At 44.5% G+C, this 26,319-nt stretch carries 21 protein-coding genes and 1 tRNA gene; 2 read left to right on the top strand and 20 right to left on the bottom strand.

The features are described 5' to 3' along the window. Nucleotides 1-495 precede the first annotated feature (495 nt). The 5 genes from KTO58_RS28260 to KTO58_RS28240 form a co-directional block, all read right to left on the bottom strand. Nucleotides 496-2,943 (bottom strand): TonB-dependent receptor, encoded by a 2,448-nt coding sequence (locus tag KTO58_RS28260; protein ID WP_095836192.1) that lies wholly within the window; start codon nt 2,941-2,943, stop codon nt 496-498. Between the two features lie 152 nt (nt 2,944-3,095). Beyond that, a complete protein-coding gene (locus KTO58_RS28255) occupies nt 3,096-3,431 on the bottom strand; it encodes a hypothetical protein (RefSeq protein ID WP_157752695.1) in 336 nt (111 codons plus the stop codon). A 93-nt stretch (nt 3,432-3,524) separates the two neighbouring features. Beyond that, on the bottom strand, nt 3,525-5,108 hold the full coding sequence (locus KTO58_RS28250; RefSeq protein WP_095836194.1) for a DUF1501 domain-containing protein: 1,584 nt from the start codon (nt 5,106-5,108) through the stop codon (nt 3,525-3,527). Nucleotides 5,109-5,110: 2 nt separating this feature from the next. After that, a complete protein-coding gene (locus tag KTO58_RS28245; protein WP_095836195.1) occupies nt 5,111-6,748 on the bottom strand; it encodes a DUF1800 domain-containing protein in 1,638 nt (545 codons plus the stop codon). 220 nt (nt 6,749-6,968) lie between these two features. Continuing rightward, nucleotides 6,969-8,147 (bottom strand): acetyl-CoA C-acyltransferase, encoded by a 1,179-nt coding sequence (locus tag KTO58_RS28240; protein ID WP_095836196.1) that lies wholly within the window; start codon nt 8,145-8,147, stop codon nt 6,969-6,971. 110 nt (nt 8,148-8,257) lie between these two features. On the opposite strand from KTO58_RS28240, the gene KTO58_RS28235 reads away from it, so the two are divergent. Beyond that, nucleotides 8,258-8,333, top strand: a tRNA-Lys gene (locus KTO58_RS28235). Here KTO58_RS28235 and KTO58_RS28230 read toward each other — a convergent pair. After that, nucleotides 8,320-9,843, bottom strand: a complete 1,524-nt coding sequence (locus tag KTO58_RS28230; protein WP_095841358.1) for a recombinase family protein — start codon at nt 9,841-9,843, stop codon at nt 8,320-8,322. The genes KTO58_RS28235 and KTO58_RS28230 overlap by 14 nt on opposite strands. Nucleotides 9,844-10,059: 216 nt before the next feature. On the opposite strand from KTO58_RS28230, the gene KTO58_RS28225 reads away from it, so the two are divergent. Next, on the top strand, nt 10,060-11,622 hold the full coding sequence (locus KTO58_RS28225) for a Fic family protein (RefSeq protein ID WP_095836197.1): 1,563 nt from the start codon (nt 10,060-10,062) through the stop codon (nt 11,620-11,622). 5 nt (nt 11,623-11,627) lie between these two features. On the opposite strand, the gene KTO58_RS28220 is transcribed toward KTO58_RS28225, so the two are convergent. The 14 genes from KTO58_RS28220 to KTO58_RS28155 all read right to left on the bottom strand — a co-directional run bounded on the left by KTO58_RS28220 (nt 11,628) and on the right by KTO58_RS28155 (nt 26,298). Then, entirely contained in the window at nt 11,628-13,187 is a 1,560-nt protein-coding gene (locus KTO58_RS28220) for a recombinase family protein (RefSeq protein WP_095836198.1), read from the bottom strand. A gap of 586 nt (nt 13,188-13,773) precedes the next feature. Continuing rightward, nucleotides 13,774-14,826, bottom strand: coding sequence for a hypothetical protein (locus KTO58_RS28215; RefSeq protein ID WP_157752696.1), 1,053 nt, complete (start codon nt 14,824-14,826; stop codon nt 13,774-13,776). 21 nt (nt 14,827-14,847) lie between these two features. Beyond that, nucleotides 14,848-15,597, bottom strand: coding sequence for a hypothetical protein (locus KTO58_RS28210; protein WP_095836201.1), 750 nt, complete (start codon nt 15,595-15,597; stop codon nt 14,848-14,850). Between the two features lie 87 nt (nt 15,598-15,684). Further along, nucleotides 15,685-16,842: a hypothetical protein gene (locus KTO58_RS28205; RefSeq protein WP_225859960.1), complete on the bottom strand. Its 1,158-nt coding sequence runs from the start codon at nt 16,840-16,842 to the stop codon at nt 15,685-15,687. A 66-nt stretch (nt 16,843-16,908) separates the two neighbouring features. Further along, nucleotides 16,909-17,751: a conjugative transposon protein TraN gene (gene traN, locus KTO58_RS28200; RefSeq protein ID WP_095836202.1), complete on the bottom strand. Its 843-nt coding sequence runs from the start codon at nt 17,749-17,751 to the stop codon at nt 16,909-16,911. A gap of 29 nt (nt 17,752-17,780) precedes the next feature. Then, the gene (gene traM, locus KTO58_RS28195) at nt 17,781-19,088 is read right to left on the bottom strand and encodes a conjugative transposon protein TraM (RefSeq protein WP_095836203.1); all 1,308 of its coding nucleotides are present in this window, start codon (nt 19,086-19,088) and stop codon (nt 17,781-17,783) included. A 2-nt stretch (nt 19,089-19,090) separates the two neighbouring features. Beyond that, nucleotides 19,091-19,573, bottom strand: coding sequence for a hypothetical protein (locus tag KTO58_RS28190; protein ID WP_095836204.1), 483 nt, complete (start codon nt 19,571-19,573; stop codon nt 19,091-19,093). A gap of 11 nt (nt 19,574-19,584) precedes the next feature. Next, nucleotides 19,585-20,196, bottom strand: coding sequence for a conjugative transposon protein TraK (gene traK, locus KTO58_RS28185; RefSeq protein ID WP_225859959.1), 612 nt, complete (start codon nt 20,194-20,196; stop codon nt 19,585-19,587). Nucleotides 20,197-20,226: 30 nt separating this feature from the next. After that, entirely contained in the window at nt 20,227-21,438 is a 1,212-nt protein-coding gene (traJ, locus tag KTO58_RS28180) for a conjugative transposon protein TraJ (protein ID WP_095836206.1), read from the bottom strand. 10 nt (nt 21,439-21,448) lie between these two features. Then, complete coding sequence (locus tag KTO58_RS28175; RefSeq protein ID WP_225859958.1) at nt 21,449-22,087, bottom strand: TerB family tellurite resistance protein; 639 nt, start codon at nt 22,085-22,087, stop codon at nt 21,449-21,451. A gap of 2 nt (nt 22,088-22,089) precedes the next feature. Next, on the bottom strand, nt 22,090-22,740 hold the full coding sequence (locus KTO58_RS28170) for a hypothetical protein (RefSeq protein ID WP_095841360.1): 651 nt from the start codon (nt 22,738-22,740) through the stop codon (nt 22,090-22,092). Between the two features lie 10 nt (nt 22,741-22,750). After that, complete coding sequence (locus KTO58_RS28165) at nt 22,751-23,389, bottom strand: conjugal transfer protein TraI (protein ID WP_225859957.1); 639 nt, start codon at nt 23,387-23,389, stop codon at nt 22,751-22,753. A 39-nt stretch (nt 23,390-23,428) separates the two neighbouring features. Continuing rightward, the gene (locus tag KTO58_RS28160; protein ID WP_095836209.1) at nt 23,429-23,818 is read right to left on the bottom strand and encodes a hypothetical protein; all 390 of its coding nucleotides are present in this window, start codon (nt 23,816-23,818) and stop codon (nt 23,429-23,431) included. 11 nt (nt 23,819-23,829) lie between these two features. Continuing rightward, the gene (locus KTO58_RS28155; protein ID WP_095836210.1) at nt 23,830-26,298 is read right to left on the bottom strand and encodes a TraG family conjugative transposon ATPase; all 2,469 of its coding nucleotides are present in this window, start codon (nt 26,296-26,298) and stop codon (nt 23,830-23,832) included. Between the last annotated feature and the right edge of the window lie 21 nt (nt 26,299-26,319).

Below are 26,319 nucleotides of genomic sequence, written 5' to 3'. Positions count from 1 at the left end.
GATCATTAGCATATCTATATAAAAATAACTAAGGGCTGTAAAGACAGCCCTTTTCTGTTTCAACCAAAATCTAAACCTTTTGAGTTTAGACAAAATCTTTCTCAATGGGCTAAAAAAATGAATGTATTATATAGTAGGATAGAATTGAAGTATTGCAAGCAGTGGTAGAGCCTAAAGACCTTTTACAGGCCTTAACAAATTTTGCGATCTGGTTCCGTTTTTATTTACGAAAGCAAGTTACAAAACCTATATATAATAATTACGGAAATTATATCTATTGTTTTCTTGATACCTAAAAAGCACTGATAATCATAAAATTACTCCCCAAAAACAGGGATTTATCTGTGATAAGCGGTTATACTGTGTCGAAATGTGAGTAACTGGTCCAGGTAACTGAGCCGGTAATGCAAGGCATTTACGCTATAAAAACGGAAGGGCCGTATCAGAAGATACAGCCCTTTTTAGATAAAAAGTAAACCCTGAAAGAAGGTTATTCTATTTGAAATCTATCGGAACAGCCACTTTTACACTGAAGTTGCGTCCCATACCGAATACACCGGAGCGACCGGTCAATTCGTTCAGCGGGGCATATTTCAGGCGGCTGAGGTGATTCTGATAAGCTACATCTCCCAGGTTATTCACCGCGAAATGTAAGGAGAACAACGTTTTGTCTTTTCTGCCTACAATATCAGCACCCAATCCGGCATTGAACAAGGTGTAACCTTTTGTCGTGGTTTCTGTCTGATAGGCGGAGAATACATTGTTCTGATCGAAGTTCATATCCATTTGTACGCCGATATAGGCATTCCGGAAGGGACCCCCTACTTTTTTGAATTTGCCTTTCAGTTCAGACAGCCAGCGGCCGGCAGGAATATTAGGCAGGTATTTGGTAGAGTCTGTTGCATTGCTGACAGTAGCGCTTACGTAGGAAAGTGTATTTTCGAAATGCAGCCAGTCTATCGGATGCGGGTGGATATCCAGCAAGAGTTCGCCCCCATAGAGGTTAGCAGTGTTTTGCTGGTATTTGAAAGCGGCATATCCTTCTGCATTATCATTTCCGGGGATAGAGTCCGTACCGGCTGCATTCAGCAGTTTACGAGAGTAGATGAAGTTACTGATATGATTGTAGAATACGTTGGCGGTCAGTGACACGTGTTGGGAGTTGAATTCAACGCCTGCATCGATCTGTGTGCTGGTTTCCGGTTTGAGATCGGCGTTACCATATTCATATTTGATAGTGCCTTCGTGGACGCCGTTGGCCGCCAGTTCTGCGATATTGGGTGCACGGAAGCCTCTGGCGACGTTCAGTTTAAGCGTCACCTGATTGCTGGCGGCATAGCTAAGGCCTACACTACCGGACACGTTGGAGAAATTGCGTTCGAAAGCTGCAAATTTCTCTTCTGTATCGGGGCCTGCGGGTGCTGGTTTTTCATCGGCATTGAGGAAGAGTGGATCTGCCTTCATTTTACGATAGTCGTAACGGAGGCCACCGCTTAATGTCAGTTTATCGAAAGTTTTGCTGGTCACTGCGAATACGCCTGCATCGAACAGGTTATATGCCGGAATGAGGAATTCTTTACCGGATATCTTGTTCTGTTGCTGCATCCCATTTACCCCAACAGTTGTTTGCCAGCCTTTCATTTCCGGCAGGAAGTAGCGCAGGTTATAGTTGAAGGTGTGCAATTTGAGATATAGTGCTGGTTCATCCGGTGTAAGCGGGCTTTCGTATTCGCGGCGGCGGTTCTGTTGATAGCCTAATGTGAGAGCAAGGCGACCACCATTGTTCAGGTAGATGTTGTTATCCCATACCAGTTTATCGTGATTGATACGTTGTCCGGGGACGCCGATGCTGTAGTCTTTGTTGTCGCTGCTGGTTACGGGTTCTTCTTCTGCCTGGCCGTTCTTATTAACCGGTTTGACGAAACGGCCTTGCCCATCACGTTCGCCTTCTACCAGGCCAAGGTGCTGATTGAAGGAAGTGTAGCTGAGGCGGGAATATCCCCATTGTTTATTGATACCGATAGAAGCGCCATAGTTAGTATTTCTGAAGCGGGAATTGAATACGTAGTTATCGTATTTGTTCTTATAGTCATGTGCGAACTTCTGGGTACCGAATACGCTCCAGCTGAAGCCATTATGGTTGCCGGCGAGATCGGCGTGGTAGGCTATCAGGCCGTTGTTAGTCTGATAGTTGGCTTCTACATTCCCTTTGACAGTACCTACGGGTACTACGGATGGCGGCACGATGTTTACTACTCCGGCCAATGCATCAGACCCATATACCAGTGAGGCGGGGCCTTTCAGTATTTCTATTTTGCCGACGTTATAATCGTCGATCTCGATACCATGTTCATCTCCCCATTGCTGGCCTTCCTGGCGGATATCATCTCCTACAACCACTACCCGGTTAGCGCCGAGGCCGCGGATGAACGGTTTAGAGATAGCAGGTCCGGTAGTCAGCTGACTTACGCCCGGCACTTTGCTGATCGCGTCTATGATGTTGGTAGATATTTCTTCGTTGAGGGCTCCTTTGCGAATGACGCTGATAGGAGCCGGATTCTTTTTCAATGAAGTTGCCAAGTTGACACCAGTTACTACTACTTCATTTTTTTCGATCAGTGTTTCGGACAAGGTGAAGTTGACTGTTGTCTCCCCTTCAATGGTTACGACTTCGCTTTGAGCCGCGTAGCCTACGTAATGGATTTCCACTACGAAACGGCCTTTGGGCAAGTGTTTGATGGAATAGTTACCCTGGGCATCGGAGGAAGCGCCAACATGAAGGTCCGGCAGATATACGGTCGCTCCCGGCAAAGCGTTACCGCTTGTCTTGTCAGTTATCTTTCCACTCAGTGAGTTAGCAGCATTATCAGTGGAGTTGGCCCAAAGCGGGCTTTGCAACAGCAAAGCCATTATCAATAATAAGAAGGTACGCAATTGATGCATATGAATAGACATAAATACAGGGAGAAATGATAAGTTACTCCGCGCCTGTTCCGGTTCCCTGTATCAGGAACATGGCATACGGTGACGACTCCACATCAGTGAATACAGGTCGTCAGATAATAAGTGTGATAAAATAGAGAGTGGTGTTATTATTAGCAGAACGGAGGGGCACGCAGGCCTGCTGCATGATGGGGGGTGATCGTGCATACCGGTATGAATGGCTGGAGGTAAGTCCATACTATTTGCTGTACCGGCGAAGTATATACAGAGCGGATATGCTCATAGGGTTCTATACCTATTTGCAGGAAACCGCAGTGCTGGTGTGCAGTGGAAATGGTCAGGCCATCGGGGGCGTGACTGGCATCTATCTGGTCGATAGTATCCTGGTGACCGGCAAACAGATGCAGGAACTCCCTGGGGGTGGTATGTAGCATAAAAACACCCAGGAGTATGATTGCCAATATTTTATGTAGCTCTCTTTTTGCCAATGGTCGCGGATATGCAGCAAAGGTAGGGGAAAAACACCTATTTGCAACAAAGTTGCGGACGGACGGCATTGGAAAGCAACAAATGGCGGCAGGTTACCTCACCTTCATCATGGCATGTACTTGTTGGAGGCTACCGTTCTGGAGGCGTACATAATAGATACCATTGGAAAGTCCGGCCCCATTGAAGGTGATGGTATATTCTCCCGGGGTATGTACCCTGTTGACAGGCACCTGGATGAGACGACCCATGGTATCGAAGATCTGGAGCAGGGTATGTCCTCCTTTGGTCTTATATTTTATGACGGTATTATTATCGAAGGGATTGGGATAGTTCGTCAAGGTTAGCTTAGCACCATCCTGGTTTACATCATCGATGCCGGTAATAAGTCCGCAAGCAATACCATTTACGATAGGCAGGCGTTGATAGTCTTCCAGCAGGATACGTTCCAGATCGGCTTGTTTAAGACAGAACCATTGTTCCAGCAAGGAGGCGTATACAGAGCGGAAGTCGTATTGCATGGGTATATTATCGACCACGGAGGCGGCATCGGGCATGGTGGGGGTATTCCCCAGTACGCCCTGCATGACATAATCGCCGAAAATGATCATAGGTGCGGCGGCGCCATGGTCAGTACCCATGCTGAAGTTAGACTTGATACGACGGCCGAATTCGGAGAAGGTCATTCCTACTACCCTTTTGGATGCTTTCAGTTGGGTCAGGTCATCCATAAAGGCCTTGATGGCAGTAGAGAGTTCTTCCAGCAGCTTAGCATGTGTACCGGTAGATGTATCTCCTCCGTTGGTCTGACTGGCATGCGTATCGAAACCGCCCATGCTCACCATGTACAATCTGGTCTTAAGGCCACCTGCTACCAGGCGGGCAACTATCTTGAGTTGCTGTGCTAGGTTGGTATTAGGATAAGGGCTTTGTTGGGTCACTTTACCCGCAGCCAGTTTAATACTATCAGCAAATTTATTACTCTGCTGTGCTATCAGCCGGATGTATTTCAGCTCCTTACCGGCATGGGTATTGGGTACCGGATCGGCGGTGCCGTTGATCAGGTCGTAAAAGTTGGTAGCGCTGGTGATAGCCATTCCCATATTGGCATTGTTGCCCTGGAAAGCAGGCGATACAATGGAACCTATCTGTATGGCCAGGGGATCCGGCATATCGCTGTTGGGGAAGCCATTAGGATATCCGGGATAGGCATCTGACAGATATCTGCCCGCCCAACCGGTAGTCAATATCTGGTTGGAATCTGATCCGGTGAGCCATATGTCTGTAGCCCGGAAGTGGGAATAATTTGGAGAAGGATACCCTACGCCCTGGATCACACACACCTTTCCTTTATCATACAGTTCCTGTACTCCTTTCATGGACGGGTGAAGGCCTGCCTTCTCGTAGTTGGCCAACCTCAATACCTTTCCCTGTTGAATAGCGATATTGGAGCGGGCTGCCTGGTATTTATCGTATTTATCGATAGGTATGACCATGTTCAAGCCATCATTTCCACCTGTCATCTGTATCATCACCAGCACATGATCATTCTGTTCACCAGCGCCTTGCAGTGCTTCCAGTAAAGGAGAAGCGCCAAAAGCCTTGATAGAAAAGCCATTCAGAAAGGCAGGTAATACCGTAGCAGGTACGGTGTGTTTGAGAAAGTCTCTTCTTTTCATAGTTAGGCCAGTTGGTATTCAGACAGGTTCATGATGTATTTATACAGAGATTGCAGCAGTTTATGTACGATATCTCTTTTACCGGTATCTCCCGGATTGTTGATATGGTCGTTCCAGGCGTCGGTCCAATAATAGTTGCTATTAGGGCTCTGGCCGAACAGCAGGGTATTATTTTTCAGAAATGCTTTTGTAGTATCAGATACGTCCATGCGGTAGAGCAGGTCAAGGGAATCGTTTACCAGGGCTACCGGATCTGAGGGGTCTGGCATTTGTTTGGCAAAAGCGATGGGATCGATATGCAGTCCAGCATAGCCGTTATCACTGATCAATGTATCACTCAGCTGGTTGCGTTTGGGTAAAGTATCGGTGTTTATCCACAGCTCATGGTATTGCGGTTCTTGATGATAGGCATCCCATCCTGCTACCAGTGGTGGATCGCCGATGTCCTGTAACATACTGGCAGCCCGATCGCGCATACGATGTAAAGCATCGTAGCGGGCTGTATAATCGGAGACCGGCGGGAATTGTATCGCGTATTCCCGGCACATGCCCACGCAAAAGTCTATTGGACTTTTGATAAGACAGGCCATATTGAGGGGATCGAAGAAGTGCTCACTCAGGAAGAGCGTTCGTAATACCGGCAGGATATTATATTGATTATTGCGGAATACGTCGGCCAGGGGCGCGATGACATTCTGTTCGGTGGCGGCGTCTATTTCGTAGTAAACGAAGAACCGGTATATCTTACGGCAGATGAATTTAGCGACTTCCGGCTGAACAAATATGATATCTAGCAGTTCGTTGAGTTCAGTAGCACCATCCGGGCCAGCAGTTCCTGATATTTTACGGTTGTTATAGAAAGAAGAAAATTCTTTGATCGCCACATCGTGTTTGGAGCTATCAAAATAAGAAGTGATGGTGGTGTCGTTGATGCGATATCCTGTGAGTACCCTGGCGGTTGCTCTTACATCATCTTCTGTATAATGAGAGTCCGGGCCTTTACCAACGGTGAACAATTCATGCAGTTCGCGGGCATAGTTTTCATCGGCGGCCTCTTTGGAGTTCAGATTACCATTGAGGTATACCAGCATGGCCGGATCGATGGATACTGCTTTTGTCAAAGCTTTGAAATTGCCCAATGCCAACTGGCGGAGCATCGTATTGTACTTATAGGTATAGCGCGCATTGTTGACCATATCCATTTCCGTTACGAAGTGGTTGTGCCAGAACAATACCATTTTCTCCTGGATACTGCGAGACTGATTGATCATCACATCTAACCACCAGGCCTTGTAGGAATTCGTACGTGCTCTGTCGAGGTCATCATCTCCACGGGAAGAGCTGACCCAGGTAGCACCAGGTGCTATGCCGGTAGCGTCTACGCCGTAGTTATTGATGGGAGGAGCAGGAACAGTGCCTGTTGTAAGCAAGGCATCTACTGCCTGTTCGATAGTCAGGCCGCGGCACCAATTAAGGTCTGCTGGTGTGGCGCCGAAGAGACAGCGTTTGAGCAGGTGCACCATTTGCGCTGTACCCCAGTTGCCTGTATAGGGAGCAATGCCACTAAGGGTACGTGCAGGCTGTACTTTGGCTGTTTTACTATTTGTGGTGGATAGTGTCAGAAATTGTCTGCGATCCATAAATTGATATGGTTATGCGGTTGAGAGACGTTGGCCCTTTTGGAGCACCAAATTAGTAAAATTCTTAATTTGTCAAAGATAATTTTTTATCGCTATTGGTCCATTTATGCGGTGTATTAGACAATAGCCTGATCTTCTATCAGATACGATGCGGAGAAATGCATGTTGACAGTTGCAGGTATTTAGTAAGGGATAAGTGGAGGTATACGATTGTGACCTGCTAATGTATACTTTCAATGATGCCGGCGATACCTTGTCCACCGCCGACACAGGCAGTGACCATGCCATATCGTTTGTTAAGGCGCTTCAGGTCACCCAACAACTGTACCGTGAGTTTTGCGCCTGTACATCCCAATGGATGCCCCAATGCGATGCCTCCACCATTAATATTTACCGTCTCCGGATTCAGATCCAGCTCACGGATGACAGCTACTGCCTGAGAGGCAAAGGCTTCATTCAGCTCTACCAGGTCTATATCTTGCTGGGACATGCCTGCGTGTTTGAGCACTTTAGGAATGGCTGCTACCGGGCCTATCCCCATAATACGCGGATGTACTCCTGCCGACATGCAAGCCACAAGTCGTCCGATAGGTTGCAGCCCCAGCTCTTTCATGCGGGTTTCGCTCATTACTAACAGGAAAGCCGCGCCGTCTGAGGTCTGCGAGGAATTACCAGCTGTCACGGTACCGTCCGCAGCAAATACCGGCTTCAGTTTCGCCAGTGCATCTGCGGTAGTATCCGCACGAGGTCCCTCGTCTGTATCTACTGTAAATGTACGTGTTTGTCTTTTGCCTTCTTTATCCACATATATTTCCTGCACATCTATCGGTAAGATACCGTCTTTAAAATGTCCGTTTTTGATTGCATACAATGCACGTTGATGGGATTGCAAAGAGAAAGCATCCTGGTCCTGCCGGGTGATATTGAACTCACGTGCCACCGCTTCCGCAGTGAGTCCCATGCCCAGGTAATAATCAGGATTAGTACTGGCTACCGTATAATTCGGTACAGCCTTCCATCCCATTGTAGGTACCAGACTCATACTCTCCGTACCACCTGCTATAATGCAATGTGCCATACCGGCTTGTATCTTGGCGGTCGCGATCGCCAGCGTCTCCAGGCCAGAAGCGCAGTAACGATTCACTGTCATCCCTGGTACATCAATACCTAAAGCCCTTACCGCTATCAGTCTTCCGATCTGTAATCCTTGCTCTGCCTCCGGAACAGCGTTACCAACGATCAAGTCGTCGACTTGTGCCGGATCTACTTGAGGGATGGAACGTAACAATCCTGTGATGAGGTCAACAGCGAGATCATCAGGGCGATAGAAACGGAATCCGCCTCGTTTGGCTTTACCTACCGCCGTTCTGTATCCGGCTACGATATATGCTGTTTCCATAGTTGTGCGTATTATACCGTAAGAATTTCTGATTTTTAAATTAAATTAATTAACTTTTTGTAATTTTTATTGAAAGGCAGTACATTTGCCACCCACCAACAGCAACATAAGACTCTGTAGCTCAGTTGGTAGAGCAGCTGACTCTTAATCAGCGGGTCTAGGGTTCGAGTCCCTACAGGGTCACCATATGGGACAAGTCAAAATTCAAACGACTTGTCCCATTTTTTTTGGGCTTCAATTCCTTGTCTATTAAGGATATAATGTTGATGATTTCATTCAATCTTTTGGTTCGATGTTGGCAACCGTCGAATACGAGATTTTCAGGGAACATCGAACCAACTATCTTTCGCTTTACTTCTACTGTACCTTCTCTATACAATGTTTCAAGCTGTGCGATGTTGCTAAACGCCTTGTTCCATAAAGGCTCTACCGTTGTTTGGAAATTTACAGCGGCCTTTAATTTTGCTTCCAGCCGATTGATCTTTTCCTCACATTCAGATTTGATAGCCCGATAATCATCGCCTTCAATATCGCCGCACAAAAGCAGTTCTCTTGCTTTTACAACCCGGTTGTTTACCTCCTGCAATTGTACCTTTAAATCTTTTTGTTCATCTCTTTCTCCCCGTTCTTTTGATTTATATGTTGACGTAATTACGTCTTTGCATATTTCAAGTCTTGAAAGCGGCCAAACATATTTTTTGATCTCGTCATACATTTTATCGTTCGTGTCTTTTGCTTTGTAACGAACACCACAAGCAGAACTGCAATGATAGTAATGGTAATATTGTGTTCTCCCTTTTGATGCACTGGCTGTCAACATCCTTCCGCATTTTGGACAGATCAGGAAGCCTCTCAATGGAATGCTGTCATCGGCTGTAACTTTTGTTCCCAAAATCCGTTTGCGTCCATCCAATACATCCTGAACATCATAGAATAGGGCTTCAGAGATCAAAGGTTCATGTTGCCCCTTTGCCAAGAGACTTTCTTCTTCTTTGTATTTGGGAACAAATATCAATCCGCAGTATATCGGGTTTCGTATGGCAACCCAAAAGTTATTCTTGCTGCACTTTAATCCTTTTTCTTTTGCTTTTTTCCATACCTGTTCAGTATTGAGCTTACCGCGAGATAGTTCTTCAAACGCCCACTTCATTATATCACCCTGAATTTCTTTCGGGGCAATATATTTCTTACCGTTCTCATTAACCTTGTTGGCATAACCAATGGGGGCAGTTCCCATCCAGCGTCCTTCTTTCTTAGCCCTGCGCATCCCATGAAACACATTTAACGCTCTCCGATCATTCTCTACCTCCGGTGCAGCGAGGTAAAACGCCAGCATCATTTTGTTTTCCGGAATGGAGAGGTCAAGCGGTTGTTCTACCGCCTGTGGCTCGATACCTAACCGCCGAAGGGTACTGATCATTTGGTACGCATCTCCTGCATTACGGCTAAACCTGTCCCATTTCGTAAACAGGATAAGGTCGGTATGTCCTTTGTGTTTCCTCAAATCACCCAGTAGCCCTGTCCAAGCCGGTCGTTTGAAAGTCTTAGCCGAATGGTCTTCCAAGATCACTTTCCTAACCCGGATATTGTTGATTTCACAGTATTTCCGCAAACGTTCCTCCTGGTCACGTTGCGAATAGCCTTTATCGGCCTGTTCATCCGTACTTACCCGTACATAAAGGTCTGCTATTTTCATAACTAAAAAATTGAGTGTGGTACTATGTAAAGATAAAAAGAAAAAATGAAAAGGAGCAATATTTAATAGTATTATCACGTCAAAATTTACTAAATTTGCTACATCTTTGTTTAATATTAGAAAACCGACAAGGTTTAATAGGAATTGAACGCCCCTGTTTAATAACATAAAAGGCACACAATAGCCTATTAACCGCATAAATTCAAATTATTCGATATGGCCACACCCCGCGAAAGATTGGTAGAATCGCTTAAATTCCTGAAAGAATTACAGGATAACGGTGTAGTCGGTATCCATACCGATGAAATGCCCAACAGGAAATACAGGGAGATACTGCTTAAAAACGGCTTTATCCGTGAGGTGACAAAGGGATGGTACATAACTACCGATCCTGCTGAAAAGGAAGGTGAAACCACGTCCTGGTACAGTTCCTATTGGGAATTTATTGTAAAGTTCCTGAATCACAAATTTGGCGATGACTGGTGCTTGTCAGCAGACCAGTCGCTGCTTATCCATGCGGGAAACAGCGCAGTACCTCAACAGTTGATGATACGTTCGCCACAAGGAAATAATAACCCTACGCCCTTACCGCATAACACGTCTCTGTTCAATTTAAGGACTGGTATTCCCCCAGCGGATCAAACCATCGTAACCAATGGAATCAGGATGTACAATCTGCCGGCTGCTTTGGTTTACAGTTCACCGAGCATTTATACAAGGAATGCCATAGATGCCCGCACAGCCCTTACGTTGATAAGAGATGCTTCGGAGGTACTACCTATCCTTTTGGAAAACGGTCACACCACATTTGCGGGAAGATTGGCAGGCGCTTTTAGAAATATTAACAGGGATAAAATAGCTGACCAGATTGTTGATACTGTTAAGCAGGCAGATTACGATATACGGGAAGAAGATCCTTTTGAAACCAAACTGAACCTTAATCTATCCTCCCGTGAACGCTCTCCCTACGCCAATCGCATCAGGCTCATGTGGCAGCAGATGCGTGAGATTATTATTTCCAGCTTTCCAAAAGCTCCCGGCATACCCGATGATTCACAAGCCTACCTGAAGGACGTTGACGACATTTACATAACAGATGCCTATCACTCCCTCTCGATAGAACGGTATCGGGTGACACCGGAACTTATCGAAAGAGTAAGCAGCGGTCAGTGGAACAGTAAGGCGCATGAGGAAGATCGCAAGCAAAGGGATGCTATGGCTGCCAGAGGCTACTACCAAGCCTTTCTGCAGGTGAAGGAAACCATCACAGCAATACTGAAGGGAGCCAATTCAGGAAAGCAGGTGGATAAAGATCACTCAAAATGGTACAGGCAACTATTCGACCCAAGCGTTACCGCCGGGCTATTAAAAGCGGCGGACCTTGCAGGGTATCGAAACCATCAGGTATATATCGGGAACTCCAAACACGTTCCTCTGAACGTGGATGCTATGAGAGATGCCATGCCCGTTCTGTTTGAACTATTGGAAGAAGAACCGGAGCCATCGGTCAGGGCAGTATTGGGTCATTTCATTTTTGTTTTTATCCATCCGTACATGGATGGTAACGGACGAATAGGACGGTTTCTGATGAATGCAATGTTGGCTTCCGGTGGATATCCGTGGACGGTTATACCTGTGGAAAGGAGAACTGAATATATGCAGGCATTGGAGCAGGCAAGTGTAGGACAGGATATAACTTCGTTTGCCACTTTCCTTGCTTATCTGGTCAACGAGCGGTTAAAAGGAAAAATAGTTGCTAAGTTGCCCGACGCTAAGTAGAACGGCTACATCCTATTTCGTAGTACGGCTACAGCATGTTTGCGGTGCAGATGGACACTTTCAGCCTGATAGTTCTCATTACTTTTTGCCTCTATTTCCTGTGGAGATTTTCTGCTTTTAGTCAATAAGCTGATAGCTGTACTCACTGTTGTGCGATGAAGTTTTTCACCGTTGAACGTCAGGTTATCGGGAAACAGTGTACTTACGATTTTTCTTTTTTGTATAACAGTTCCATTTTGAAACAACTCTTCTAAATGCGACAATTTGGAAATAGGAAGATCCCATAGTAATTCCATATTGTCTGAAAATGAAATGGATGTTTGTAGCTTTACTTCAATATCAGTCATTCTTTCATTGGCTTCTGACTTAATGGTACGATAGTCTTCGCCTTCAATTTCTCCACGCAGCAATAATTCACGAGCCTTTGAGAGCCGGTGCTTTATCTGATCCAGTTGAGCCACCAAACGTTTCTGATCTACCTTCTCAACACGGTTTACATCCATGAAAGTAGCTGTAATAATTTCCTGAAACAGTTTAAGTTGCGGAACATTGTGGACTTCATTCCCGATGGCTTCTATCATTAACTTGTTTGCGTCATCTGCTTTATAACGTACACCGCATTCGGAACTGCAATGATAGTAGTGATAGTATTTGTTTCTTCCTTTTGAAGCACTGCCGGTCAAAAACCTTCCACAGTTAGGGCAAATCAAATAACCTCTTAATGGAATGTCATCCTGTGCAATTACCTTTTTACTTACTGCTTTTCTCTTTCTGCCGTCCAGCACATCCTGCACATCAAAGAATAGTGAAGCGGTAATAATTGGTTCATGTTGCCCCTGTACAAGTTGGCTTTGTTCATCTTTGTGCTGAGGAACGAAAATTAATCCGCAATAAATAGGGTTCCTTATCGCTACCCAAAAATTATTCTTGCTACATTTCAATCCTCTTTCCCTGGCTTGTTTCCAGATTTGTTCTGTGTTCAGTTTGTTGCGAAAGATTTCTTCAAATGCCCATTTCATGATTTTAGCATCCTGATCTTTCGGCGCAATATATTTCTTGCCATCTTCAGTAATTCTGTTTACATAACCAATCGGAGCCGTGCCCATCCAGCGCCCTTCCTTTTTAGCACGGCGCATTCCATTAAATACATTTAATGCCCTGCGGTCATTCTCTACCTCTGGTGCTGCGAGGTAAAAAGCCAGCATCATTTTATTTTCAGGGATAGATAAATCCAATGGCTGTTCTACTGCCTGCGGCTCTACTCCGAGATGCCTTAGAAGGCTGATCATTTGATAAGCATCCCCGGCATTCCGGCTAAACCTATCCCACTTTGTAAAAAGAATTAGGTCTGAATTTCCCCTTTGCTTACGCAAATCTATCAGCAGGTTCTGCCAGGCAGGTCGCCTGAAGGTCTTTGCGGAATGGTCTTCAAAAATGACCTTGCGTATTTGAATGTTGTTGATATTACAATACCTACGCAGCCTTTCTTCCTGATCCCGTTGGGAATAGCCTTTATCTGCCTGCTCGTCTGTACTCACCCTGATATAAAGGTCTGCAATTTTCATAGCTGCTTTTTTACTTTACAGTCTTAGTTACGATTTCGGCATTGCAATGCCGCATACTTATGTATTGTTCAACTACTATGTTCGCCATACTATATAAAAAGTCGAGTATAATCTGTGCTTCTTCGATATTGACATCAATTCCATCTTTACGCAAAATTTCTATCGCCTTGTCTGGAGTGATCCTCATCAACACTTCATCTTCCATCTCACACCTCCTTTTTAGATAACAAAAGCCCATTGCGGGCTTTTGCAAAACTTTCCAAATCACTTGTCTATTTTAATCGCTTCTTTCAGCAAAATAGATTTTGCTTCCCTTCATACGATTAAAAGACGGCTCATACCTTATATAACCATATTCACTTAGTTCTCTAACGCATTTGTGGTAGGTGATAGCAGAGGACAATTTTGCAATGCTTAATATCTCATGACTAAAAACCTGGATAGGGTTGGCAAAGCCATTCTGTATGCGATACTGTAACAAAGCCGCATAAATGCCTATATGAGTAATGCTGATGCGGGCATCAGTTCCTATGGCTTCAAAAAAATCCGACAAATAATACAGCCTATCCATTGCCCACCCCTTTTATTACCCTAATCTCATTCCGTTCTTTTTTGCATGATTTTGTTGCTGCTGCTCATTGGCCTTATGCGTTACTTTCATAGCATCCATTGTTTTATTGCCTAATGCTGTATGAAGCGTTATTTTCCTGGAATGCTCATCGTAAATATTTACTGATTTAAACTGCGGATTAGCTTCAATATAGAAGCGTTGTTCATTTCCATCCTTCACAAAGCTCACCGACACACGGTTTCCATTTTTTAATTCCGATTGCAGCTTATCTGCTTCACCTTTATTGAGCAATTCCTTTAACGGAAGCTGCTGCAAAGCCTTTTCAAGATCGTAGCCGTAGTCTGAGTGGAATTGCTTGATTCGAAAATTGCCGTTTGGGTCTTTGTCGTTAAAATCAAGTTGCATCCAAGTTCCACCGCTCTGGATGCAGCGACCGGATAAAAGATTATAGCACTCCGTGGCATTTACATTATTACCGTTACGCATGGTAAAGTATTGCTGGCGTTTTTCCTCCGGTTTGGATTCATTATACAGGGTTGTTTTATACCCTTCAAGCTGGTATGCACCGGATTGATCTTTAGCGAACGATAACTGATGATCTAACCTTTCTTTATCATTGAGGTAATAGGAAACAGGAATGGAAAATTGTTGCTGCCCAAGTTTCATCTGCTCATCAATTTTTGCAGATAGGTCAGGAAAGCCAGCACGCTGCACCTGATGGTGCAACGCCTGGCTGTTTTGCTCTGTTTTCCTGTTATCCTGCCTTATTACGATTTGTTCCTTAACGGGTGCAACTAATAACCTGCGCAGCAGCCTTATCAGTAGATTAGGATAAAGCTGCTTTTCAATACGATTGCGCTCTTGCCTTAGCACCCTGAGTGCAAACCGCTCGTCCAGATCCTGCGTGCCTTTATACTTTGCAGCAATACGGTCGTAGTAATCCAGCTTTTCTTTTAGCAGTGCCCTATTATTTGAAAGGCTGAAAGAAAACAGCTTGCTAAACCGTTCCTCCCTTGAACGCCATTGGTTCAGCTCTGCTTCCACTCTGTTTACAAGACTGTTATTCATAACCTGATTTTTGAGGATCAACTAAGGCATACTGTACGTCACCAGATCATAGGCATAGGTGCTGCAATCGGCGGCGTATTCCACACTGCCGCTCACGATAGCGCCGCCTATATCACTCGTGACGGCGGCAATCCACTTAACTATGTTTTTAAACTTAAAGGCCGCCGCCGGAGCCGGGGGCTGGAGCGTATTCATCCAATAATAAATGGAGTAACGTGCTACCGATGCCGCTTTAAGGGCAATTTCACGACCTTCAGGACTGAGCAGGTTATTTTTCATTACCCTCCTCTCAAAGTTCACAATCATGGCTTTAATCACCGGATAGGGACTATCCCTATCCGAAAGTCGTTTGATCAATTGCACCAGCGAATCCAGGGCGGCCTTTACTGGCTCTTCATAAGGACAATTAGCTATAAGCGTTTGGATGCTTTCGTTGCTTTGCCTTACCGTCTGGTTTACTGTTGAGAAAAATGATAGAGGCATGTCAATACGTTCCATTTCCCTGCAAAAGCGAAGTACACATCGCGTTGACATCTCTACATTAGGTGTGTCTGTAACTGGCTTACAGTTCTGCACGTATGCCACGATCTGATTATGCCAATAGCCTATGCTATCGTAGGCATTTTCCGGGTTTTCAGGACCTGCTTCGCCAAGTGGTGATCTTAACTGCGCAATTTTATTTTCGCCTTCTGATATTACAGCTTCATTATCTTTCGTACATGCTGAAAGGCTTATTATAAATATTAGCAGCATTAATATTTGACTTCTCATTTTTCAATCTGTTTTTACGTTATAAATAGTTTCCTTTTCACCATTTCAACTTCACGACTATTTATAATAGACGGGGCTACTTAGTGGTTAGCTGATGCTTTGGTTCTTTCTCCTTTTCTTAGATGCCTTCGGTATCTCAGGGCCATCATCTTCAGCAGGTGTCTGCCTTTCCTTTTTACCGTCTTGTTTAGCTGACTGGCTTTCACCTTCAGACTGCTGTTCTTTTTTCGCCTGTCTGTTATCAACCCTTTGCATACTGCTATCATATATGTTGATTGTCTTGAATTGAGGGTTAGCTTCGATGTATTGTTTTTGCTCCGCACCGTTGATCTGAAACGTGGCAGATTGCAGGTTCCCTTTTTTAAGGGAATCCATCAGATTGGATTTGTATTCCTCGTTACCTAATTCCCTGATCGGATGCTTGGATAAAACCGCTTCCAAATCGTAGCCGTAGTTTTCATGATAGTGCTTCAGCTTGAAATTGCCGTTATTATCACTTTGTTTAAAGTCCATCTGTACCCAGGCGTTGTACACCTGTCCTTCTTTATTGGTGAGGTCTTTATTCACTGACCTTCCTTCCATCAGGTTATAGCCTTCCTTCAGGGTAATGTTGTTGCCTTTGTTGATGTAGAAGGTTTGCTCCATTGTTTCAGAGCTATTTTCCTTTTGCACTTTCACCTGATAGGAATTAAAGAAATACATATCGCTTTGCTTCGATTGGCTGAAATTCAATGTGGCGTTTACAGTATCGTTGCCATACTTCGTTTCATAGGCCAATTTAAACTCCGGGGTTCCTTCCTGAATTTTTTGCTTCAGGTCGTTTTCCAACCCTTCACCGAACCCGGTGTACTTTACCTGGTCACGCAGGTATTCAAAATTTTTCTGATTCATAACTTCTGAATTTTGATTGTTATTTAATTGTTCTCTTTCTAATCTTTCGTAACGAACCGCTACCATCAGGGACACGTCAATAATGCCCTCCCTTTCAATCATTAGTTTGCTGTTCTCGGCAGCTTCCTGCATAGTCTTATATGCCGACCGTATTGCCAGAAAGTTGTAAAAGTCAATGTCGGTTGACATTTCGTAGCAGAACTCCCTAACATCGTATTCTGTGGGGAATGTGAATAGATCTTCTTTAGTTACTGGAGAAACATCATCGAGAAAGGCGACAAATTCCTCACCTTCCCAACGCTTTTTAGTCAGGTATTCAAGAATATCCTTGTAGTCGTCTTTCCTTATTTTCATAACATATATTTTAGTGAAAACGAATAATTGAAATAGAATGGAACAGTTTCAATGGAGCGTTCAGGTTTAATTAATCGGAGCTGCCTTTACAATTTTCTTGTTCTTTATATGCAGTTCCAGGTGCCTGCCTCCGTTCTTCTCCATCATTTGAACTGCGAGGTATTTCTTATCAGGAATAGTAAATTTGGGTACAATAAAAACGATGGTAGTATCTGACTGCCCGATTACTTGGGTCGTATTGTTATGTACAAGTACGGGTACTATTTCTATCTCCTGCGTAGCAGTTCTTTTGCTTTTCTTTTGGTCACGGATGTAAAGCCTGAGCTGGTCAATATCATAGTTGATATTTGTTTCATTGGCAATATTGAAGCGCATCAGCATAATGTCATCATGGATAAACAGGCCGTTCAGTTTAAGACGAATGCCGAAAGTTTCATCCTTTATACCCCGTATCTTTTTCTTCGATTCAAAAGCCATTGAAGCGTAATTCTCCATTTGTTCCTGGTTGATACTTTCTGAAGGAATAGAGATGGTGTTTTGCTTTGTCAGACCCACTAATGAAATATTGAGTATAGTAGGCTGTTCGGCGTAATCAACCAGAAAGGATGTGAGCTTTCCGTCAGCAGTAATGATGCTGATATTGGTTTGAGGAAAGCTATCTTTTGCGGCTTTTATCTGCAAGATATTTTCTACTCCCTTCGCTTTTTGAGCCAACACATCCCTGCTTCCTATATCTACACTGACAATAGAATAGGGAAAGATAATGTTGGTTGTTTTGGAGAAAGCAATTGCCACATGATATGATTCAATTGCTTTTGTTTGCCAGGCTGTATTTGTTTGCGCCTGCGCTTTGAAAGTTGTAATAAGCAGGAAAATTCCCATTACCATTACTGCACTGATCTTTTTCATCTTTTGGAATTTTTAAGTGATTCAAATATTTAATTGGATTGTTTTTGCTTTTCGTCACGTAAAAGCACTTGGTAGCCTGCTTTTACAGTTACTTTAATCAGCTTGACTTTTTTGCTGAACAAAGTCTTTGCAGCTTCTATACCTGCGCTTGCAGCCTGCGCTCCCCACGAAGGGTCAAGTGAAGTCAAGCCGATGGTTTGCATAGACCGGTCTGCGGACTGCTTTGCAACATCCCTGGTAATTGCACCGGGAATGTATATGCCATCCAGTCCGTCCATATCGTACACCGCTAATTCAACTGGAAACAATGAATTATTATACCGCACACTGGTAATCTTGATACTTAATCTTTCACCACGGAGCGAAGCGATACCATATATAAAGTTGTCTTTAGGAATACGAACCCCGTTAATGAATACATCATTTACCAATCGCAATTTGACGGTGGAACCATCAACGATAGTCTGCGTTTCGTGTATGACCGCTTGTATGGCGTTCTGTGAATCTTCGATAGCTGTTGCACCAGTGAACGAATAGAAGCCATTTGTTGAACCACCCGCAGGCAGGTCGGCGTTGAGCAATGTGATGTTGTTTTCTTTTGTTTTTGACGATACTGCGAATACCTGCCCTTTGTTTGCCTGGGAGGTCTGCTTCAATTTTTCCTGTACACGTTCAGGATATTGCACATCAAGTATCTTATCCAGCATTCCATTCAGTTGCTTCATTTCCGGATCTTCGCCAGAAGGTTGATTCATCATGTTCATCATTTGCTCCAGCCTGTCCACGTCTGATGAATTAACGGTTGCACTATTATTACCTCTGCCGGGAGTGCGTTGATACATATCATAAGGATCATCTTCCATAGAAGCAGGTACAGGCTTGCTCATCTCCCTGTCAAGCTCTGCCAGCTTTCGATATATCTTGTCCGTATGGGGATCATTACCCCCACGTCTACCGTAAAGAGAAGTGTTCAGCCCTCTTTCATCGGCAGGTAGTTGAAATGTGTCTTCTTTCCCTGACAGGTATTCATCCGTATCTGCTAATCCAATGTTCTTGTAGTTGGGATCATTCTTAACCAGTTCAAGAAATTTGATTGAATCCAGTTGCGCCTGATCGTAGTAACTCATTTTATCCATCGGCTTGTCATCTTTCAGGTTAGCATCCGGCAGATTAATGTTGAAGCCTTTTTTTACTGCTGCCTGCGCTTCTACTTTTTCAATCTTGCCACCGCCAAGCGCCCAGAATATCATGGTCATAAAAGGCAATGCGAGCAGCGGTAATACCAGTAAGAACCTGCGCTGCCTGATCATTTTCGGAGTTTTCACTTGCTTTTCCATTTCTATTTTTGTTTTAATTGTTGATAATAATTTTCAATAAACCTCACACTATCCATCAGCCCCGGACGATGGCTATTGATGCTGTCGTACAGGGCTTTTCCAGAAGGACTTCGCGCCAGGCTATCCATATACACCCTGAACTTTTTGATGCGGCTGTATTCCGCCTCCGATACCTCGGCAGCTTCTGTTTTTGTTTCTCCTGTTTCAGTAGCGTGCTTCGGCTTTTTAATAGGCGTTATTGTGATTGAATTACCTTTCTTGCCCGTAAAAGCGTTGACTGCCAGATAAACACTGTAGGTACTGGTGGACAGCACAAAGAGCGCAAGCAGTACAAGCCATGTGCGCCGCGAGAATTTTTCCGTGCGCTTCATCATCCAGTTTGCCCAACCACCCTGCAAACGCTTATAGCCTGCTGCCATGCCTTTGCTAATAGCATTGGGCTTAGCTTCGGTATTGCTTTCTCTTCTTTTAGGAAATAGTTTCATGACCGTTGTTTTTATTGTCGTCTGCTTACTGTTTTTAAATCCCTGTTGTCAATCGTATTCCATCGTTCGATGAGAAAGCCATGCGGGTTATTGTCACTGCGTGATACATTTCGCAACGCCCCATCGGTTACCAGGCTGCGGGTTGTAATGCTGGTAGGGCGTACAATGCTTTGTGTAGCGTAACACCGGAATTTGTAGGGATATTCGTTTATATCTACTGCCACGCTATCCACCACAATAGTCTGATTGACGTTGCCGGAAATAAGCCCGGCGTAGTAGCCGTTCTCTTTCAGATCATCGTAAGCACGTTTCGCACTTCCATCGGCCAGATACAATGCTTTGGTAATATTTGCAGTAATGGCTTTGTCGTCAGGGTCAAGTGTGAAGAACAGCTTGTGAAATGTTTTGACGTGATCCTTTGCCTCAACAGGTATATTATCTTTTCGTTCCGATGCGTAGGCTTCCAGTGCTTTGCCGTTGGCAAGAATGTATATTTTGCTTTGCATCTGCGATACCAGACTGAAACTTTTGTACAATGCAAAACAGCAGATCAATACACAGCCGATGATCACCACCAGCGTAAAGCTCCTGATGTGCCGGAATGCTGTATCAATATTTTTCATCTTTTTGAACATATATCCTCCTTTAGATTGTTATGAATTGCCCTTTAATTTGTCGTTCATGTAACCGGAGTTGCCGCTACTGCTATCGCCGAAATAGGGATTAGATGAACCGCTGCTTGCCATGCTTTGAGACATACGGTTTGCTGCACTGCCCATAGCATCCACCGCCATGCCTGCGCCCGCAGATGCAGTGTTCACCACGGTTCTGGAAGAGCTGCCGAATAAACTGGTGACCTTATGACCTAATGCGCCACCGCCGCCAGCGTGAACGATATAATTAGCTACAGAGGGGACTGTAAAGTATCCAATGATGCCAATAATCATGAATACCAGGTAGGCCATATCCGTTCTGCTGAAGAATGTATCGCCATAATCCTGTACCTGCGATATATCCAGCTCCAGCATCTTTTCCTGTATTTTGCCGATAATGCTGCCGAAGATGTTTGCTACGGGCAACCATAAAAAGATGTTGATATATCTTGCTATCCAGACCGTGAGCGTATGCTGAAAACCGTCGAATACTGCAATGCCAAACACCAGAGGCCCTAAGATGGCCAGCACGATTAGCTGAAACGTTCGTAGCGTATCAATACACAAGGATGCCGCTTCAAAGAGTACCCTCAGCACTTCGCTCATCCATTCTTTTACAGAGTTGCGGAAATTGTAAGAGGCTTTGGACATGGCAAACTTGATGTCATTACCAATGCTCTCGAAGAAGCCTTCGTCTGAAGGATCTTCGTTATCGTGCGTGTACTTATACCATTTATCCCTGTCGCCACTGCCACTTTCCCCAACATACATTTGCCATACATCGGTTTTCTTGATGGCTTCTTCTTTTTTCTGCAAGAGAACTGCAATAGCCTTATCGGAACCTTCCACCATAGCTGCGGTTGCAGTTACCGTAGGTTTCATCACACCGTTGATCACCCCAAGAACGACTGTTGGAAAAAATAACACGCAGAAGCCAATCACGAAAGGACGAAAGAGCGGATAGAAGTCAATAGGCTCTGCTCTTGACAGGTGGCCCCATACACGGGAGGCGATATACCACATAGCTGCAAAGCCTGCTAATCCTTGTCCTACGCCGATTAACTGACTGCACAAGGGCATCATTTCATCATACAGTTGCTCCAGCACGCCATGCAAGCCCTTCATTTCATCGGCTATTCCCTGCGCATGGCTTATAAAAGGCAATATCAAGCCCACTGCCGCCAGCCAGGCGGCCTTTCTACACTTTGCCATATTTATCTGTTTAATTGTTTAACCCATAGATTTTTCGGATGGTCTGTGCATCGTTGCGCTCCTTCGCCCTTTGCACTGCCAGTATTGTAGTATTGTTATTGAAATGCCGCAGGAACGTCAGTTTATCCTGCATGTCTGCATATATCCGGTCAATGGCCTGCAAGCGTTCATCATCGCTCATACGAGCTTTGCCTGTCGTGATTACTGTAAGCAGCTCATCGAGGTTGCGCAGACTTTCTTTAAACAGATTATCATATACACGACCCAAATAAGCCAGCTCATCTGCATTGAAATTGTTGTCCTGCCGGAAGCGTTCATAAGCCTTCCGGTATTCTTTAACCAGGATGATCTGGTAATTGGTAATGTCTGCCACACGCCGGTAATTGCGTACCGCCGGGCTTACCTCCATCAAGCCATCAAGAAAAGCCTTATGCAAGCTGAAGTTGCCTTCTGAAATATTCTTAATGGTGTTATATCCTCCGCTAAGAATTTCGTAGCCTTTCTTCATGTCGCTGAGGATTTGCTTGAATTGCGCCAGCTTCTCAATATTGAGTATGAACTGCGCTATCTCATCTGCCTGCGCAGATGCACGAAAGGCAGGCAATATGCCCAGGAAGGATAGCGATATCATTATGATCAGCTTTTTCATAGTTACTCGTTTTTAATGCCCTGTAATACACGGCTGGTTTGTACATCTGTTTTTTCTTTAATTCTGGATGCCGCAAGCGATTTTGCATCGTTGGAAAAACTTTGCGAGAAAGTGTATTTGTCCTGCATGTCCAGATACAACTTATCAATCCTTGCTATGCGCTCATCGTCCTTCATTTCCAGTTTGCTATCTGTTGTAATCATAATCAGCTCGTCCAGACTTTTATCGCAATCGTCCAGCAACCGACCAAAGATCCTTCTGATGTAGGCCAGCTCATCATTGCTAAAGGCATCGCTGCTGTTAAGCCTGCCGGAAGTGCGGTTGTAGTTTTGTACAATTTTCACCTGCAAGGCGATTATATCCGCAACCTTTGCGTACCGCCTGATCTCCGGGTTGACGGACTTCAAAGAATTGAGGTAATCTGTGTGCAGGTTAAATTCTCCCCTGGTGAAGCCGCCGATAGTGTTCAACCCTTCTTTGGCTATGTTGTAGCCCTTTTTAGCATAGCCGATATATACCTGAAGAGCTGCAATCTGCTGAAGCAGGTATTTACGCTGTGTCTGTTTTTGATTAAACCACTCTGCAAATGTTTGTGCTTGCAGGCTGCTCATTGCCGACACCAACAGCAATAGAAATAAGAGTATCTTTTTCATACGTACTGATTTAAGGAAGCCCATATAATTTTTTTACTGCCTGCACTTCGGTTTCAGTTTTAGCACGTTGAAGGCTTAGTAAAGTATTTTGCCTGTTGAACTGCACCAGATCCGAATAATTGGCATCTACCTGGTCGGTTGCATTGTTAATCAGTTCCAGCCTTTTGGCATCACTCATTTTCGTGGTGAAGGATTTTATAATGAGGTTGATCTGGTCAATGTTCCTCAGGCTTTCGTCAAGAATGCCGGAATACACTTTTTCCATGTAAAAAATTTCCTCTACTGTAAAATGACTGTCCTGCCGGATGAGCGACCATGAGCGTTTGTATTCATCTACAAGGCGTAATTGTTTCTTTGTAATATCCCGGATGCGCTGGTAGTAGGATATAATGGATTTGACCTTAGCCAGTTCCTCATAGTATTTCCGGTATTGCTCCTTCTGCTTTTCCGTCCAGTCTGAAATCTCATCCAGTTTTAATTTGGATAAAGTGTTCTCTAAGGTTTTTTGAGCATTTTGCAGCCAGATCGTTTTATTCTGCAATCGCTGAATTTGCAAATCAATTGCCTTGATCACTTTTTTGACGGCAGCTTTTACTACAACCCAAACCACTGCGTGGCTTTGTTGCGTAGGTGCTACCACCAGTAACATGGTAGCTAACATTGTAATGAACCATATCTTTTTCATGCCTTATAGATTTTTAATAAATAATTCAATCGTTGTCTTTCCCTGCTCCGTCAGTGCTTCGAGGTACAGTGATTTTGAAACTGTCTCGAAAACGCAATACCGATTTCCGCCTATTTCAATCAGGTGGCCGTTGGAATGCCAACCATAGGTAGCCAACCATGTTTCTTCAGATTCAGGAGTGTTGCTGACATATTCTGTTCGGGTAACCCGGTAGAAGCTGCCATGCGGCTTTATAGTAAGCATGCTATCTACGCCTGCAATCTTTTCATTGTGTGGTGGCTGTCTTACATATACGCCTTCTATCATAGAGAGCGTAGCATGGTGCTGCCTCCCGAAGTGCAGGATAATTTTAATGGCTAAGCGCAGGTCATACATCAGTTTATTCAGTTTCATTGGGTAGATGTTTAGCTTTTATTTCTTATATCTTCTGCCATTGCTGCAATGCCTTTGCGGATGTCGCCATCAAATTTTGCAGCATATTCCATCAGTTTTACCTTTTCTGTTTGCTCAGTAGTATAGGCGAGGTATTCCTCCAGGCTTACTTCTGTCCGGTACACTTTGCTAAGCATACCGCCGAGGCTGATGAATACTTCTTTGTATTTTTTAGTAGGGTCGTTGGATTTGTTAACGGATAGCACCAATGCCTTTTCCTTTTCTGTTAGTCCCAACAATTCCTGTATCTGGTCGAACTTGTTCTGATATTTACTTTGGTCAAGCAGTATCTTGCAATCGCTGTTGTTGATGATGGCCTGCTTTACCACCGGAGAAGAAATAATATCTTCCACTTCCTGCGTTACCACTATCGCTTCGCCGAAAAATTTTCTGACGGTCTTAAATAAGTATTTTATGTATTCGGCAAAGCCTTCTTTCATGAGAGCTTTCCAGGCCTCTTCAATCAATATCATTTTCCGGATGCCCTTCATCTTCCTCATTTTGTTGATGAAGACTTCCATGATGATGATCGTTACCACGGGAAATAAAATCGGGTGATCCTTGATGTTGTCCAGCTCGAATACGATAAACCGTTCCTGTAATAAATTCAGGTTTTCGGTAGCGTTGAGGAGATAATCAAATTCGCCGCCTTCATAGTAAGGGCGAAGCACGTAGAGGAAGTTGTCTATATCAAAATCCTTTTCTTTCACCCGGTCGCCTTCCAGCACCTGCGTGTATTCGTCCCGCAGAAAAGCATAGAAGCTGTTGAAGCAGGGAAATACTTTGGTATTCTTTTCCAGGTAGCTGTAATAACCTCCGATAGCATTGGACAGGGCTACATACTCACTGCGCTTAAATTCCTCATCATCTTTTTTCCATAATGCAAGGAGCAGGGTTTTAATGCTTTCCTTTTTTTCGGTATCAAGGCTGTCGCCTTCGCCTATATAAAAGGGATTGAAGCGGATAGGATTGTCTTCGCTATAGGTGAAATAGTAGCCATTCACCATATCGCACAATCCTTTGTAGCTGTGCCCTACGTCCACCAGGACTATATGCGTGCCCTGCTCATAATAGCTGCGTACCATGTGGTTCGTAAAAAAACTCTTGCCCGAACCACTGGGGCCAAGTATGAATTTATTCCTGTTGGTACAGATGCCCATTTTCATAGGCTCATCGCTGATGTCCACATGAACAGGTTTTCCGGTGAGCCTGTCACCCATGCGAATACCTACGGGGCTTACTGAAGAACGATACCCGGTTTCCAGATTCAGAAAACACGTAGCCTGTTCCGCAAATGTGTCGAAGGTGTCGTTCATGGGAAAATCTGCCGCGTTACCAGGAATGCCCGCCCAGAATATCTGCGGTGCGCCAACGGTTTCCTGTTTGGCTACTGCGTCCATCTGCGCCAATGCAGAGGACACCATATTCTTCAGGTCCTTCAGTTCTTCCTTGTTATCCGTCCATACCAGTACATTGAAATGCGATTTAACCGGAAGCCGTTGCTGGCTGATTGCTTCGTTCAGGAAATCATTGGTAGCATCCCTTGCAATCAAATTCTCCCGGCTGTATGCCGAAAGGGATTGCAGGCGTAATCTTTTGCTCTCCAGCTTTTGAATAGTCTTTTGCGCATCTTCAATAAAGAGGTACTGATTGTAGATGTGATTGCAGGGTAGAAGTTGTCCTAACGTAGAAGCAAAGCCAACGCTGAACTTTGTTTTATCGGTACTGTATTTGTCGTAATTGATACGGCTACCGCACAGTGCAGGAAGATCTGCGGCATCTCCCAGCGTATATAGCTGGCAATACTTGTCACCCACACGCATTCCTTCATCAAAACTGATGTCAGCCATCAGAAAACTATCGTTTCGCTCGGACAGATAGCAATACTGCTCTATCAAACCCATCTTACGGCTATGGCTCCGCAGCTCTTTTTCTCTAAGCCTGGTCAGCTTCACGAAGCCGCTGTCTTCCATAATGCGCCTGAACTGACCCGCACTGTCCAGAAAGTCCTGCAACAATTGCGGCTTTAAAGTTTCTTCCGGCACTATGGATTTACGCAGGAGGCTTGAAAACATGGAGCTGGCTGTTTTACGTCCTTCAGGCTTTTTGGTGAGCATGATATAACAGCTATGCGCCAGGAAGGGACGCTCGTTGAAGAACCGCTCGCTGGCCCGGCTGAGAAAGCTGGTATCTTCCCTGGTAAAGTCCGGCTTATGGCTGCTATCCAAAAACCAATCCTGCTTGTGGAAGACGCTGTATTTGGGCAGTAGCTTGACTGCCTTTATCCATGCCTGATGAAAGGCTTCGTATTCCTGATCGGAAAGCGAAAAAATTTCCGGCAGATCGGCTTTAAATACAACCGTCATGTCGCCCTGCTTGCTCAGGATGCAGTCATGCTCTACATCCATTATTGGTAAAATATCATCCAACACTTTTTCCATCTCACTTTTTTTACCTGTTAT

The organism is Chitinophaga pendula (assembly GCF_020386615.1).
In the GTDB taxonomy this organism is placed as follows: Bacteria; Bacteroidota; Bacteroidia; order Chitinophagales; family Chitinophagaceae; genus Chitinophaga; species Chitinophaga pendula.
The sequence above is the reverse complement of the archived record's forward strand: the minus strand, read 5'-3'. Positions and strand labels throughout refer to the sequence as shown.